The 15,280-nt window shown below is 52.5% G+C and carries 15 protein-coding genes; 7 read left to right on the plus strand and 8 right to left on the minus strand.

The annotated features are described in order from the left end of the window. Positions 1-36: 36 nt before the first annotated feature. Positions 37-282, plus strand: coding sequence for a YceK/YidQ family lipoprotein (locus tag J1782_RS13830; protein WP_165059597.1), 246 nt, complete (start codon positions 37-39; stop codon positions 280-282). A gap of 15 nt (positions 283-297) precedes the next feature. On the opposite strand, the gene J1782_RS13835 is transcribed toward J1782_RS13830, so the two are convergent. Continuing rightward, on the minus strand, positions 298-705 hold the full coding sequence (locus tag J1782_RS13835) for a MysB family protein (RefSeq protein WP_152325579.1): 408 nt from the start codon (positions 703-705) through the stop codon (positions 298-300). 226 nt (positions 706-931) lie between these two features. Between J1782_RS13835 and J1782_RS13840 the strand changes: the two genes are divergently transcribed. Both J1782_RS13840 and J1782_RS13845 read left to right on the plus strand, forming a co-directional pair. Beyond that, positions 932-1,330: a VOC family protein gene (locus J1782_RS13840; RefSeq protein ID WP_152325580.1), complete on the plus strand. Its 399-nt coding sequence runs from the start codon at positions 932-934 to the stop codon at positions 1,328-1,330. A 131-nt stretch (positions 1,331-1,461) separates the two neighbouring features. Then, the gene (locus J1782_RS13845; RefSeq protein WP_152325581.1) at positions 1,462-1,818 is read left to right on the plus strand and encodes a hypothetical protein; all 357 of its coding nucleotides are present in this window, start codon (positions 1,462-1,464) and stop codon (positions 1,816-1,818) included. Positions 1,819-1,841: 23 nt separating this feature from the next. Here J1782_RS13845 and mdtG read toward each other — a convergent pair whose 3' ends face one another. The 4 genes from mdtG to J1782_RS13865 form a co-directional block, all read right to left on the minus strand. Next, positions 1,842-3,080 (minus strand): multidrug efflux MFS transporter MdtG, encoded by a 1,239-nt coding sequence (gene mdtG / locus J1782_RS13850; protein ID WP_152325582.1) that lies wholly within the window; start codon positions 3,078-3,080, stop codon positions 1,842-1,844. A gap of 291 nt (positions 3,081-3,371) precedes the next feature. Next, positions 3,372-3,806, minus strand: coding sequence for a DoxX family protein (locus J1782_RS13855; protein WP_152325583.1), 435 nt, complete (start codon positions 3,804-3,806; stop codon positions 3,372-3,374). A gap of 199 nt (positions 3,807-4,005) precedes the next feature. Further along, positions 4,006-4,941 carry a Kdo(2)-lipid IV(A) acyltransferase gene (locus J1782_RS13860; protein ID WP_152325584.1) on the minus strand — a complete coding sequence of 312 codons (936 nt, stop codon included), beginning with the start codon at positions 4,939-4,941 and terminating at the stop codon, positions 4,006-4,008. A gap of 350 nt (positions 4,942-5,291) precedes the next feature. Continuing rightward, the gene (locus J1782_RS13865) at positions 5,292-6,389 is read right to left on the minus strand and encodes an NADH:flavin oxidoreductase/NADH oxidase (RefSeq protein WP_217153337.1); all 1,098 of its coding nucleotides are present in this window, start codon (positions 6,387-6,389) and stop codon (positions 5,292-5,294) included. A 231-nt stretch (positions 6,390-6,620) separates the two neighbouring features. On the opposite strand from J1782_RS13865, the gene J1782_RS13870 reads away from it, so the two are divergent. Next, a complete protein-coding gene (locus J1782_RS13870; protein ID WP_101077224.1) occupies positions 6,621-7,676 on the plus strand; it encodes a rhodanese-related sulfurtransferase in 1,056 nt (351 codons plus the stop codon). Between the two features lie 71 nt (positions 7,677-7,747). Here the strand turns inward: J1782_RS13870 and J1782_RS13875 are convergent, their stop codons facing one another. Together J1782_RS13875 and J1782_RS13880 are read right to left on the minus strand one after the other, a co-directional pair. Continuing rightward, entirely contained in the window at positions 7,748-8,326 is a 579-nt protein-coding gene (locus tag J1782_RS13875; RefSeq protein WP_152325586.1) for a YceI family protein, read from the minus strand. Between the two features lie 46 nt (positions 8,327-8,372). Next, on the minus strand, positions 8,373-8,918 hold the full coding sequence (locus J1782_RS13880) for a cytochrome b (RefSeq protein ID WP_101077222.1): 546 nt from the start codon (positions 8,916-8,918) through the stop codon (positions 8,373-8,375). A 554-nt stretch (positions 8,919-9,472) separates the two neighbouring features. Here J1782_RS13880 and J1782_RS13885 point away from each other — a divergent pair. Genes J1782_RS13885 through J1782_RS13895 form a run of 3 tightly spaced genes read left to right on the plus strand, consistent with a single transcriptional unit; the run spans position 9,473 to position 14,788 of the window. Next, a complete protein-coding gene (locus tag J1782_RS13885; protein WP_217153338.1) occupies positions 9,473-10,615 on the plus strand; it encodes an efflux RND transporter periplasmic adaptor subunit in 1,143 nt (380 codons plus the stop codon). Positions 10,616-10,624: 9 nt separating this feature from the next. After that, positions 10,625-13,720, plus strand: coding sequence for an efflux RND transporter permease subunit (locus tag J1782_RS13890; RefSeq protein ID WP_217153339.1), 3,096 nt, complete (start codon positions 10,625-10,627; stop codon positions 13,718-13,720). 27 nt (positions 13,721-13,747) lie between these two features. Beyond that, positions 13,748-14,788 (plus strand): AI-2E family transporter, encoded by a 1,041-nt coding sequence (locus J1782_RS13895; protein WP_152325589.1) that lies wholly within the window; start codon positions 13,748-13,750, stop codon positions 14,786-14,788. On the opposite strand, the gene J1782_RS13900 is transcribed toward J1782_RS13895, so the two are convergent. Next, positions 14,785-15,249 carry a MarR family winged helix-turn-helix transcriptional regulator gene (locus J1782_RS13900; protein WP_152325590.1) on the minus strand — a complete coding sequence of 155 codons (465 nt, stop codon included), beginning with the start codon at positions 15,247-15,249 and terminating at the stop codon, positions 14,785-14,787. The two genes, J1782_RS13895 and J1782_RS13900, sit on opposite strands and share 4 nt — an antisense overlap. Positions 15,250-15,280: the final 31 nt, after the last annotated feature.

Here is a 15,280-nt window from a genome sequence, read left to right on the forward strand (position 1 = left end):
AGAGCTTCTTTTGATTTGAATCGACAGGTTGGGTAAGTGATTAATCGCGTAATTTTTCGTGGATGTGTACTGGTGCTACTGGCTACCTCGCTCACAGGTTGTGGCAGCATTATCAGCCGGACCGTGCCAGGGCAGGGGCATGGCAACCAGTATTATCCCGGCGTGCAGTGGGATTTACGTGACAGCCCGTGGCGGTATGTCACTGTTATTGATGTCCCGCTGTCCATGATTGTCGATACCTTCATGTTGCCGATTGACGCCCGCCACGGGCCTTACGAATAAATCTGTTATAAACGCTTAGTCAATATCCCGTCCCGGATAATCGTCCTCGTCATCCCACTCTTCGGCGGCGGCTTCGCCTTCTTCCGTATCCAGCTGCGGCTCATGCTGGAATTCACCTTCATCCCATTCATACAGCGTCGCTTCTTCCTGCCATTCTTCTTCGAGTTCAATCTGATCGTAATCTTCATCGAAGATAGCCTGCGCGGCCGCGCCGCTGCGGAACGTCAGCGCATCGATGGCGTCGCCTTCATCGCTGAGAAATTCTGCCTGCCACATCACATCGCCATCCTGCATGATGTACTTTTGCAGGTTGAACTGATCCGGAACGGGCTCTTCATCGTTCTGAACTCTTTCCTGTGCGGCTTCGAGAAATTCTTCGCGGGCGGCATCAATAGCTTCTTCAAGCGTTGCGTACATGCTCATTGTTGTCTCCTGAGTTGAATAAGGGGAAATAATCAATAGTCTTGATAGTAAATAGCGTTAGGAATGAAGAAGTAACAGCCATCTGACAGTGAAAACTCTGATTAAATGATTGTTGTCGATAACTGACAGGATGCAAGTTTTGAGATGAAAAAACAGGTCGCCTTTCTTCTGCTATTCTCTGAGTCTTAATGCCGGAACACGGTAAGTTGAAGGAGTTATGGCGGCTATGGTTTCACGAAACGCAGTGCTGAGGGTTGCCCGTCCGACCGATAATCTGGAGCGGATTGCGGCGATGTACAGTCAGGGACTGGGCTTTGAGGTGATCGGCGGTTTCAGCGACCATCAGAATTTTGATGGCGTTCTGATCGGCCATCCGCATCATCACTATCACCTGGAATTTACACATCACCGGGGAACAACCGTCGGGCGCGCGCCAACGCAGGATAGCCTGTTGGTGTTTTATATCCCGGAGGATGCGCAATGGCAGGCGCAGTGTGACGCGATGCTGCAAGCCGGGTTTATTGCCGTTCCTTCGTACAATCCGTACTGGGATGAAAATGGTCAAACGTTTGAAGATTTAGACGGTTATCGCGTGGTACTGGCTTCACGTGACTGGACCGTGTAGAGAGAAATGTCAGAAGAGCTTCAGCTTTGCAAAGAGGACGGTGGCAGAGGGTAAAAGTTTAGCAAACCGCCAGTCCGGGGAAGAATTGGCGGGTAGAGTGACGGTGAACTTTCAAGAAAAAGGTTACTGTTATGAAGATTTTTTCCCGTACTTTGCTTATGCCGCTGTGTGGTCTTGGCCTGTTTTTCAGTGTCGCCGGTATGGCGGCTGACAGTACGCATCCACAACCGCCGATGGAATATCCGCACGGTATGCCGCCATCCGACCATGAAGGCATGCTGCCTCCGCCACCGGTGATGATGGGGCTCTGCCATCCGGGCGCACTATTCTGTGCGAGCATGGCTAGCGATAATCCAACGGAAACAATTCAGAAACTGACTTCGGTGCTTCCGGCGACAACGGCGGGCAAACATTATGAAGTCCGTCTGGCGGTTGTCGAAGTGCCTGACCACCTGCCGATGCCTCCGCAGGCAGAAAAAGCCAAGTAAAGTGTTTTACACGCTGGCCGGAATTAATCGACCATCGCCTGACGCGGCCGGCGTTGCAAACACCACCAGGAATAAACGGCATTAAACATCACCACCAGCGCCGTGACGCAAAATACCGTTCGGAACCCGTAGCTTGCCGAAACTGCCGCACCCAGCAGAGGGCCGGTGACATTCCCGACATCACGGAACGATTGGTTATAGCTGAAGACCCTTCCCGCCACCTGATTGGTGCAGTTATAAATCAGCAGCGTTTGCACCGCCGGGAGCAGCGCGCCGTCTGTTGCCCCCAGCAGAAAACGTAAAATGCCTAACTGAAGCGGCGTTTGCACGAATGCCATCGGGATTAGCAAGAGGACGGATAACCCCATCATGGCCACCAAAATCCTTTCAGGCCCGATTCTGTCCCCCAGTTTTCCCAGCCTCGGTGCACTCATCAGTGCTGCCACGCCGGGCACCGACGCAATCATCCCGCTGATAAACGCCAGATTCTGCGTATTACCGGCCAGTTCACGCACGTAAAGCGTCAGTATCGGCGCAATCGATCCGGTCGCCACCTGAATAATCATTGTGGTGACGAACAGGCACAATACCAGCTTGGGATTTTTCAGCGAGGCAAAAACCTGTTTGCGGTTGAGCATGTCTTTCTTATTTACAGGGACAAACTGTTCGCGGATGCAGTACAGCGTCATCACAAAACAGAGAAAAAGTACGGCTGCGGTGATGAAGAATACCGGGCGTAAACCGTAGTTATCTGCCAGTAACCCGCCGACCAGCGGGCCAAGCAGTGCGCCGCTGACGCCGCCTGTGGAGAGTGTTCCCAGCGCCCAGCCGCTTTTATTGCGGGGAATTTGTGTGGCAATCAGCGCATTGGCATTCGGCACAAAGCCGCCGAGCAAACCCAGCAGCGCGCGAAGGACTAAGAATTGCCAGATGTTTTGCGCAAAGCCCATGAGCATCATGACAATCGCCATGCCCAACGCCGAGCGCAGCAGCATGATTTTACGGCCTTTACGGTCAGCCAGGCCGCCCCAGAAGGGCGAAGCAATCGCGGAAAACAGGAAGGTAATACTGAAAACCAAACCCGACCACATGTTCAGTGATTCATGGCCGGTGACACCCAGAGTTTCGACGTAAAGCGGCAGGAAAGGCATGATCAGGCTGAACGCGGCACCGGTAAGGAAGCAGCCAATCCAGGCAACATACAGATTTCGTTTCCAGTTTATGGGTTCTGGTGCGGTTTCAGATTCAGATGCCGAAGTCATAAATTACCGAAAAAAGAGGTCAGATTAGCTCTGGAATGACAGATGGGAGCAAGGCAGAGCACAAGTAACAATCAATTGGCTGGATAATTATGCGCCTAATTATCATCCACTTCAATGATGTTAATGAACTGTAACAACGAAAGTAAAATACCGTTTTATCGCGAGAGGTGTGGTGAAGGAGATCAACTGAGGAGCGAAAATGCAAAAAAAATACGGCCAGCGATGAGGCCGGCCGCGTCAGACACAGAATTAAAATAAAAACCAAAAGACAGACACAGCAAAAAACAGGGTTTAACGCAGGGCTGCGTTTTTCATCACAGAATAACGGCCGCTGCCCAGGAACATAATCACCAGCCCGCCAAAGAAGTACAATGCTTCGCCTTCCAGACCCCAGGCGCCGACGTCGGTCACGGTGAAAAATTTACCCGCAACCACCAGCAAAACTGCCACTAAAATGTTGAATGCCATCACCAGCGCGGCAGGGCGGGTAAAAATACCCAGAATAATCAGAACCGGTGCAATTACTTCACCGATGTATGCGCCATAAGCGATGAATCCCGGTAAGCCAGCAGCCTGCAACATTTTGGCAATCCAGCCAACGCCATTTTCCATTTTCGCCACGCCGTGGAATAAAATCAAAATCCCGAAAGTGAGACGTAACAGTAACTTACCAAAGTCAGGGTGATCGGTAACGCGGGTAAAAGCAGTGTTCATTTTAGCCAACATAATGTATTCCTTTTGAAGGTCACAAAGTGGCCACGCGGCTCCCAAGAAGTGAGGGGGTAATCACGTGGAGAAATCATGGGGAGAGTATTGGCCTAAACCGGATAGGATAAAATCTGATAACTTTGAAGAAGTCTGTCAAAAAAATTGTTGAAGCAAATCAATAAAACCGGTTCAGGATGCGCTGAGCCGGCCTTTAAGTTTATTCGCTGAGGGCTTTGTACAGCGAAGGCTCGCCCTGGGGACGCGTTTTGAAGCGTCGATGCAGCCACATGTATTGCTCGGGCGCCTGACGAATTTCGTCTTCTACCACTTTGTTCATGTACGCGGCGGCAACCACTTCATCATCCAGCGGGAAATCAGCGACCTGCGGATGAATAATCATCTCGTAGCCTTTTCCGCCAGCCAGACGGCGCGGTGTAAACGGAATGATGGCCGGTTTGCCCATTCGTGCCAGCAGATAGGTGCCGGTGGTTGTCGCGGCTTTATCCACGGCAAAGAAGGGTACAAACACGCTGGCGCGCGGGCCGTAGTCGTGATCCGGCGCGTACCAGATAATGTCGCCTTGTTTCAGGCTGCGGATCATTCCTTTCAGGTCTTTGCGATCCAGCATCCCTTTATTTGAACGCATGCGGCCTTTGGTCTGGATCCAGTCCATCAGCTTATTGTCATGCGGGCGATAAACACCGACGCCCGGATTATGAATACCGAAAATACGCGCACCCAGTTCCAGCGTCAGGAAATGAACGCCAATTAGCAGCACGCCTTGTTTGTTATCGCGGGCGCGCTGTATGTGTTCCAGACCGCTGACTTTAAACCAGCGTTCAATACGCCAGTCAGGCCAGAACCAGGCCATGCCGGTTTCAAATAAACCCATGCCAACTGATTCGAAATTTTTCACGACCATGTCTTCCCGCTGTTCAGGGTGCATGTCGGGGAAACACAGTTCGATATTACGCTGGGCGATTTTGTAGCGACGTTTCAGAAAGCGCATTGAGAAGCGCCCAAGCCCGGTACCGATGCGGTAAATGACCGGATAAGGTAATAAGACCAGCGCGTACAACAACCCCAGACCTATCCAGGTGATCCAGTAGCGTGGATGCAATAACGAACGATTAAAGGTAGGTACCTGAGTCATAGAATCTCTGCGTCAATGGATCGAAGTAGAAAGTTTATAAGCTCTGTCTAATGCAGCAGCCCGCTACAGAAATACGTCCACATTCCGATATGGAGCGCGTGTTATCCGTTATTTTTAGTAGCAAAGTGACATATTGTGGCACTTTTTTGGTATTAGGTGAAAATTCACGGCACTAATACCTCATTTAACTTATGGACTGCATGAATGAAAAACAATGTGATTTATTTATGAACAATTCAGCTGTTTTCTCCATGAGTCTTCGAATCAAATATCCGCAGAGAATGGCTTTTTGTCAATGAAACGGACAGCCCGGGGGCTGTCCGTGATCACGTTTATTAAACTGCCCGGTATTAATCCGGCAGGAATAATCCTTTCACGCTATGAGGCTCGCTGCGCCAGTATTGTTTCGGTGCGTAAACTTTTGCACCGAGTTTGGCAGCGGCGTGCCATGGCCAGCGTGGGTTATACAAAATACCACGCGCCAGTGCGATCATGTCTGCCTGTCCGGTGCCGACAATGGCTTCGGCCTGTTCCGGTTCAGTGATTAAGCCAACGGCGATCACCGGCATTTTGACGTGCTGTTTAATGCTGTCAGCGAAGGGCACCTGATAATTTGGCCCCACGGTGATTTTCTGGTGCTGGCTCAGGCCGCCGCTGGACACATGAATATAGCTGCAACCCAGCTTATCCAGTGCTTTGGCGAGTTCGACAGATTGCTCCAGATCCCAACCTCCTTCTACCCAGTCGGTGGCGGAAATACGCACGCCGATGGGTTTATCAGCCGGGAAGGCCGCGCGAATTTCCTGGAAGATTTCCAGCAGCAGGCGCATACGGTTTTCCAGTGAACCGCCGTACTGATCGGTGCGCTGGTTGGAAAGCGGGGACAGGAACTGGTGCAGGAGATAACCGTGCGCACCGTGCAGTTCCAGCAGATCGAACCCGAGGCGGTCGGCGCGCCGTACGCTATCCACGTACGCTTTTTTCAGTTCGCTGATGCGTTCAGCAGAAAGCGCGACGGGCGCTTCCGTTCCTTCGGCAAAAGGAATAGCGGAAGGTGCGACGGTTTGCCAGCCACCGGCGGACTGAGGTATTTGCGCACCCCCTTTCCACGGTGCGGCGTGAGAGGCTTTGCGTCCTGCGTGGCCGAGCTGTAAACCGAGAGGAATGTTGCTGTTTTCGCGCAGGCCGTCGACCAGTCCTTTCAGCGCGGCTTCGGTTTCATCATCCCACAGCCCTAAATCCTGCGCAGAAATGCGCCCGACGGCTTCCACCGCTGTGGCTTCGAGGATCAGCAAACCGGCACCGGAAAATGACAATTGCCCGAGATGCGCGTGGTGCCACGAAGTCGCTTTCCCCTCGTCGGAGGAATACTGGCACATTGGTGCGATAACAATGCGGTTAGGGAGCGTCAGGCCGCCCAGAGAAATCGGTTCAAAAAGCTTGCTCATGTTTCCTGCCCTTTAAAAAATCAGTGTGGTGGATAGATCACAAGTATGGATAACATCTGAGAATAGGTTACCGCATTTAGAGAAAAGGCAAGGCGCAGCAGGTGTTTTTCTTATCATGAATTTGCAACGGAAGATGTCGTCCGTGTTGCTTTAATGTATAATCTTGCCGCTTCAAAAGTAGCTAATTGGTTTCCAATAGTTAAATCCCCCTGAAAGACAGGAACGTACACCATGCCAGTGTTACATAACCGTATTTCTAATGAGGAACTCAGAGCGCGCATGTTGGCTGAAACCGAGCCCCGCACGACTGTTTCTTTTTATAAGTATTTCCAGCTCGAAGATCCGAAAGCTTTTCGCGATGCCCTGTATATCAGCCTGACTCGCCTGAATGTGTTTGGCCGTATTTACGTGGCAAAAGAAGGGATTAACGCGCAGATCAGCGTTCCGCAAAGCCAGTTTGACGCGTTCAAAACCGAGCTGTTTTCCAGCCATCCGGCGCTGGATAACATCCGCCTGAACGTGGCGCTGGAAGATGACGGCAAATCCTTCTGGGTTCTGCGTCTGAAAGTGCGTGACCGTATTGTGGCGGACGGCATCGATGATGAGTCGTTCGATCCGTCGAATATCGGTGAGTACCTGAAAGCCGAGCAGGTCAACGCCATGATTGACGACCCGGACACGCTGTTTGTCGATATGCGTAACCACTACGAATATGAAGTGGGACATTTCGATAAAGCGATTGAAGTCCCGTCTGACACTTTCCGCGATCAGCTGCCCATGGCCGTTGATATGCTGAAAGAAGACAAAGACAAGAAAATCGTCATGTACTGCACCGGCGGTATTCGCTGTGAAAAAGCCAGCGCCTACATGCTGCATAACGGTTTTAAAAACGTGTATCACGTGGAAGGCGGCATTATCGAATATGCGCGCCGAGCGAAAGAGCAGGGTTTGCCGGTTAAATTCAAAGGTAAAAACTTCGTCTTTGATGAGCGCATGGGCGAACGCATTTCTGACGATGTGATCGCGCATTGTCACCAGTGTGGTGCGGCGTGTGATAACCATACCAACTGTAAAAATGACGGCTGCCATTTGCTGTTCATTCAGTGCCCGACCTGTGCGGCGAAGTTCGACGGTTGTTGCAGCGAAATCTGTATGACTGAGCTGAAACTGCCGGTTGAAGAACAGCGTGCGCTGCGTGCTGGCCGTGAAAATGGGATCAAGATTTTCAACAAGTCCAAAGGGCTGTTGCAAACAACCATGCACATTCCGGCACCGGAAAACGACTGAACTGCCGATCCGTCGTAACAAAGGCCCTGACGATTTAATACCGTCAGGGCCTTTTGTTTTGGCGATGCGGATTACTTCTCCTGCACGCCTTCCACGGAAATGATCAGCTCAACATCCTGCGAAGCAGGGCCGAGATCGGTAGTGATCCCGTAATCTTTCAGCGCAATCGTGCCTGCGGCTTCAAACCCGGCGCGATAACCGCCCCACGGATCCTTACCCTGACCCAGCAATTTCGCCTGAAGGGTTAACGGTTTCGTCACGCCATTCAGGGTGAAATCACCGGTAACGGCCAGGTTATCCCCCTCTTTTTTCACCGACGTGGATTTAAACGTGGCCTGCGGATGCTTGCTCACATTGAGGAATTCCGCGCTGCGCAGGTGTTTATCACGCTCGGCATGGTTCGTGAACACGCTGGTGGTGTTGATGCTCACGTTCACTTTATCCGCTGCCGGGTCTTTCTCGTCAAAGGTAAAGCCGCCGTCAAAATCGTTAAAACTGCCGTAAAGCCAGCTGTAGCCCAGATGCTTGATGCGAAACTCAATAAACGCGTGCTGTCCTTCTTTGTCGATTTTGTAATTCGCCGCACTTGCGGTGCCTGCGGCTAACAACAGGGATGCCAGTGTCAGGCCCAGAGTGGTTTTTTTCAGCATGGTTATTCTCCATTTATCCATTAAGTGAATCGCAAGGTGAAACAGTTCAGCGCCCCAGCATGCGTGTCAGCGTGCTGTCGCGGTCGATGAAATGATGTTTGAGTGCGGCCAGCGCGTGGAATGCAGAGATAATCACAATTCCCCACGCCATCCACAGATGTACGGTGCCGGCGATGTCCGCCTGTTGCTCAAGCCCGAACAGCGTGGCCGGGATATCAAACCAACCGAAAACGCTGACCGGCTGGCCTTCGGCGGTCGAAATGAGATAGCCGCTGAGCAGGATCCCGAACAGACCGGCAAAGAGCAGAACATGCGCGAGCCACGCCCCGAGCCGGGTTTTGGCGCTGTAGCTGTCCAGCGGTTTTGGTGGCGGCGAAATAAAGCGCCAGGCCAGCCGGAATACCATGGCCGCGAAAACCAGCACGCCAATGCTTTTATGAATTTCCGGCGCCCGGTGATACCAGGTGTCGTAATAGCCCAGTCCGACCATCCATAATCCCAGTGCGAAAAGGCCATAAACGGCCAGCGCAACAATCCAGTGGATCAGAATTGAAATATGCCCGAAGCGCACAGTCGTATTTTTCCAAAACATAATTTGGCCGCTCATTGTGAGAGTTATTTTTGGAAAGTAAACATTTGGAAACATTCTGGCAAACTATTATTTGCAAAATAGATGATTAATTTAACTTGTTCACTATTTTTGAACTGATTAAGGTTATCTTGTTCAGCTTATTCGTTTTTGATTCGTCAGGAAGGCTGGGATGGGCTGGGGTTCAGTCTGGATGCGGGTTTGTCAGGTTTTGTCATCGACGGTAAAGTTTGTTTTATTACTAAAAATTTGAGTAAAAAAATTGATTTCATCCGTGATTGTTATTTTTGGATAATAACTAAAATGAAAAACGTTATCTGATTTAGCGGATAGCACTCTTCGGAATATTAATTATAAATATTCCTTAAATATAACGTAAAGAAATCACGGGATATTATGCAAACTGATCGGGATCAGTTTATGGAAAGTTATCACCTCTATAATCTCCGAAAATTCTGATTAGGAATTTTTTTATCTACTAAAATGGATATGAGCCGGTGCGTGCACTTTCCTGACCCAACATAACCGGCATCCGACCTGACACGGAGAGTGACACTATGTTACCTGCAGTATGTCGTCATGCAGTTTTATCCCCACTGCTGGCTCTGTTTTTATCCCTTCCGGTTGTCGCAACAGCGCAATCTGTTCCGACGGTTACGACATCGACTATCGCAACGCAAACTGATGGCGTCAGCCGCACTTATCTCGGCCGCCTTGAGGCTGTTCAGGCGGTGAATGTTGTCAGCCGCACGGAAGGTTTTATTTCCAGGAGAGCTTTCCAGGAAGGTCAGCTGGTTAAAGAGGGGGATATCCTTTACGAAATCGACCCCGCGCTGCATCACTCCGCAGTCGCGCAGGCGAAAGCGCAGCTCGACAGTGCGAACGCCACGGCCCGACATGCGCAGACGCATCTGAACCGCATTCAGCGTCTGGGCGATGCGCGGACGGTCAGCCAGTCCGATGTCGATACCGCACTTGCCGCACGCGATACCGCCCGGGCCGCCGTCGCGCAGGCTCAGGCCGCCCTGAAAACTCAGGAATTACAGCTGGGCTTTACCCGCATTACCGCACCTATTTCCGGGCGGATTGGCGTGAGCCATTATCACACCGGCAGTCTGGTGAATCCGGCGAGCGGCGCGCTGACTGAAATTGTTCAGCTCGATCCGGTTCGTGTGGTGATTTCCGTTAACGAGCGCGATGTACTCAGTGCCAGCCAGAGCAGCGGTTCGCTTGAGGGCGCTTTCGCGGCGGATAACATGACGCTTTCGCTGCGTTTATCAGATGGTTCGCCGTACCTGAAAACACCGAAGTTTGAATCCCTGGGAAACCGCATTGATACGCAAACCGGCACGTTGCCCGTCAGGCTGACCGTTGAGAATCCGGATCACCGTTTATTACCGGGTGGCTCAGTTAACGTGCTGGCAGCACCGCGCTCCGGACAGAAACTTCCGGTTCTGCCAGCCGCGGCTTTACAGCAGGATGCCACCGGCCACTTTGTTTTGCTGGTGAATGCTGAGCAGCAGGTTGAGAAACGGCCAGTCCGCTTGGGGGCGCAGACCGGACAGGGATATTTCGTTCTGGACGGTTTGCAGGGAGGAGAAAAAGTGGTCACCGAAGGGCTGCAGTGGATCCAGCCAGGGATGAAAGTGAAGACGCGGGACGCCTCGGGTGCTCCGGCGACGCCGGCAAAAAAAGGTTAAGGAATAACTATGCTCGAGCAATTCATTAAAAGACCGCGCTTTGCGGTGGTCATCGCGCTGGTCACGGCACTGATTGGTGCCGTGGCGCTCAAGGTGATCCCGGTGGAACAATATCCGGACATCACGCCGCCCGTTGTTTCTGTCAGCGCGGTTTACCCCGGCGCCAGTGCGCGTGACGTGGCGGAATCTGTTGCTGCGCCCATTGAAGCGCAGGTCAACGGTGTCAGCAATATGCTGTATATGTCCTCTAACAGCGGCAATAACGGCAGTTACTCGCTGACGATTACGTTTGCCAGCGGAACGGATCCTGATACTGCGGCGGTTGAAGTGCAAAACCGTATCTCTCAGGTCAGCTCTCAGCTCCCGCCGGAAGTGCTGAATACTGGCGTTTCCGTGCGTAAGCAGGCATCCAATATTTTACTCGGGATCAGCCTGTTATCCCCGAAACATACTCACGACATGCTGTTTATCAGTAACTTCGCCAGCATTCAGCTGCGCGATGCTTTAGCGCGTATCGACGGCGTCGGCGATGTCCGCGTGTTTGGTTCCCGCGATTACAGCATGCGAATCTGGCTCGATCCCCGCAAAATGGAAGCGCTGGATGTCAGCAGCATGGAAATCAGTTCGGCAATCCAGAGCCAGAACGTGCAGGCGGCGGCCGGTCAGATTGGCGCTTCGCCAAGTCCGTCCATGCAGCAACAAACGCTCACCATCAGCGGGGCCGGACGTTTGAGTACGCCGGAAGAGTTCGGCAATATTATTGTGCGTAAAAATGCCAACGGCGGCACGGTGCGTTTGCATGACGTCGCCCGCATTGAGCTGGGTGCGCAGGATTATCAGGTAAACGCTACGCTGAATCAGACGCCGTCCGCCTTTCTGTCAGTTTATCCGGCACCGGGTGCCAATGCGCTGAATGTGGCCAATGCGGTGCGCGCGGAAATGGAACGTCAGGCGGGTTACTTCCCGGACGATCTGACTTATGAAATCAAATTCGACTCCACACGGTTTGTCAGCGCGACGCTGGATGAAATCGTCGTATCCTTGGTGCTGACGTTCATCGTCGTTCTGACCATTGTTTTCCTGTTCCTGCAAAGTTTGCGCGCCACATTCATTGTTGCGCTGACCATTCCTGTCTCTTTGCTCGGCACATTTGCCGTGCTTTACATCTTTGGCTATTCGGCCAATACACTGAGTCTGTTCGCTATTATTCTGGCGCTGACGGTCGTGGTCGATGATGCGATTGTCGTGGTCGAAAATGTCGAAAGGCTGATGGTCGAAGATCCGTCGCTCGGGCGGGTAGCTGCAACCCGTCTGGCACTGAAACAAATTGCCGGACCGGTTATTGCTACTACCGTGGTTCTGCTGGCGGTATTCGTTCCAATTGCCGTGCTGCCGGGGATTACCGGTGCGCTGTATCGTCAGTTTGCGGTGACGCTTTCTGCGGCGGTAGTGCTTTCCAGTATTAACGCATTAACGCTGACTCCGGCGCTGTGCGCAAAATTACTCAAGCCCCGTCCGGAGAAACCTGCGCGCTTCTTCCAGCTCTTCAATAACGGGCTGGACAGTGTGCGCGATACCTATGTCAAAGCCGCGCGTGGGATCAGCAGAAATGTGCTGACCAGTATTGTGAGCGTGATTGTGATCGCCGGTTTGTGCGCATGGGGTTACAGCAGTTTGCCGAAATCTTTCCTGCCGGATGAGGATCAGGGGTATTTCTTCGTGAATGTGCAGCTACCGGACGGCGCGTCCCTTAACCGTACCGATACGGTTCTCGGGCAGATGAAGGCAATTCTTGGCAAAGATGACGCGGTTGAAGATGTCATCGCGATCAGCGGATTCAGCCTGCTGAGCGGCGGGAGCTCACCGAATTCTGCCTTTGGTATTGTTTTGCTGAAACCCTGGGGTGAGCGCAGCAGTGTGGATCAGGTCATCGGACGGTTGCAACCTGCGATGGCAGGCATTCCTTCTGCGATGATTATGGCGATAAACCCGCCAGCCATTTCCGGGCTGGGTACGGCTTCCGGGCTGGATTTGCGCTTACAGGCGTTACGCGGACAATCACCGCAGGAACTGGCGGCGACCGGACAGGCGCTGATTCAGGCGGCAAATCAGGATCCGCAACTGAGCCGCGTCTTCACAACATTCAGTGCGTCCGTTCCTGAAATTGCACTCAGCGTGGATCGCGATCGTGCTGCGCAATTGCAGGTTCCGGTCAGCAGGATTTTCGGTACGTTGCAGACATCGCTCGGCGGGATTAACGTCAGCGATTTCATTATCAACAACCGTTTGTTCAACGTGCAGATGCAAAATGAGATGGAAGATCGCCAGCGTGCAGATCAAATCTCGACGCTGACCGTGCGCAGCGATAATGGTTCTCTCGTCAGCCTGGGGAAAATGGTCAGCCTGACGCCGACTCTCGGCGCACCGTTTATTACGCAATATAACCAGTTCCCGTCACTGGCGATCAGCGGTTCTGCTGCGCCAGGCGTGAGTTCCGGGGAAGCGATGACGCAAATGGAACATATCCTGAACGAGAAACTGCCCGCCGGTTATGGTTACCAGTGGACCGGGATGTCGTTGCAGGAGATTCAGGCGGGCGGTCAGGCTATTGTGATTTATGCCGCGGCGCTGCTTTTCGCCTATCTGTTCCTGGTCGCCCAGTATGAAAGCTGGAGCATACCGCTGGTGGTGATGATTTCGGTGATTTTTGCGGTATTCGGCGCGGTCGGAGGCCTGTATCTGGCAGGCCTCAGCAACGACGTATATGCTCAGATTGGTATGGTGTTGCTTATCGGGCTGGCGGCGAAAAATGCCATACTAATTGTCGAGTTTTCGAAAGCCAGAAGGGAAGAGGGCGCCACTATCCGCGAAGCGGCGCAGGACGGTGCGAAGCAACGATTCCGCGCTGTCATGATGACCGCAATTTCGTTCATTCTGGGCGTCTTGCCGCTGGTACTGGCGTCGGGTGCTGGCGCCATGAGCAGGCACATCATTGGTGTTACGGTGTTTAGCGGAATGTTGTTGTCCACGACCGTGGGGATCCTGTTTATCCCGTCGCTGTATGTGCATGTTCAGCGTCTGCGGGAATGGGTGAAATCCCGTTAAGAAATCGGGCCGCATCAGGAGGAAGATTTGCGTAAAACGATCGTGACGACTCAGGGACTCAAAATCGTCGTAATGATGGCGATGCTGGTGGTGATTTTCGCGGGAATTAAATCTGCGGCGGACATCATCGTACCGTTCATTCTGGCGCTGTTTTTGGCTTTTGTTTTGAATCCGCTGATTGTGCTGCTGGGGAAATGTCGGGTGCCGCGCGCACTTGCCGTTTTGCTGGTGGCGACGCTGGTGATTTGCCTGATGGTTTTCATGACCACTAAACTGCTGGTGACGCTTAATGAATTTGCCCGCACGTTGCCACAGTATCGCGGGCTGATTGTTGAGAAGCTGAGTTATCTCGAAGAGCTGTCCGGGCAAAGCGACCTGACGTTATCGCCTGAACAGCTGGCCAGTTATATCGACCCGGCAGCGACGTTGAACCTGGTCAGCAAACTCATCAGCTATTTATCTAACGCGATGGCGGGTTTGTTTCTGTTACTAATGACGGTGGCTTTTATGCTGCTCGAAGTGCCGCAGCTGCCGTACAAAATTGAACAGATGTCGGATGAACCGGGAAAGGGGATGGCAAATGTTCAGCGTGCGCTCGACAGCGTGACGCGTTATCTGGTGATCAAAACGTTAATCAGCGTGGTCACCGGGCTGGCGGTCTGGGCGCTGCTGGCAGCGACGGGGATCCGGTTTGCGTTTTTGTGGGGAATGCTGGCGTTTGCGCTGAATTACATTCCCAATATCGGTTCTTTTCTGGCGGCAATCCCGCCGGTTATTCAGGCGTTCTTGTTCAACGGCTTCAGTGAAGGGATTATCGTGGCAGGCGGATATGTGCTGATCAACCTTGTTTTTGGCAGCATTATCGACCCCAAAATTCTGGGGCGCGGGTTGGGGCTTTCGACGCTGGTGGTCTTTATGTCCCTGATTTTCTGGGGATGGCTGATGGGCCCGGTCGGAATGCTGCTCTCCGTGCCGCTGACTATTGTACTGAAAATAGCGCTGGAACCGACGGCTGCCGGGCATAAGATTGCTGTACTGTTGGGCGATGGCGCCGCACAAAAACGCTAAAGTTTGTTTAACTCTTCAATGCGCACTGCGTGCGTTTCAATGCTTTTCAAAGAGGCCATGAGTTGCTGACGGGCGGGTAAATCCAGCCCGTGAAATAACCGGTCGATGGCATCCTTCTTCGGTTTTTTAGTCTGCTCTAACGCCTGTTTTCCCGCTTCCGTTAATTCCAGCAATTGTGAACGGCGATCTGTCGGATGACGTTTGCGCACCAGCAAACCGTCCCGGTCCATGGCATCAATCGCATCGGTAATGGTTCGGGGAGATTGTTGAAGCACCTGAGCCAGTTCTGCGGGGCGGCAGGTACCTTCATGCGCGATGGCCGACAATAGTTTTCCGCGAGCCAGGGAAAGGCCCTGCGCGGACATTGCCGCGTCCACTTGTTTGCGCATCAGACGGATTACGGAAAGCAACGTTTCTGTAATTTCTGTTGGGGTGACATCTTCAGAAGCGGAGTGTTTCATTTTATGAGGCTGCTCAAGATAAGGCTGCTAA

The sequence above is a fragment of the Rahnella sp. BCC 1045 genome (assembly GCF_019049615.1).
Taxonomy (GTDB): Bacteria; Pseudomonadota; Gammaproteobacteria; order Enterobacterales; family Enterobacteriaceae; genus Rahnella; species Rahnella contaminans.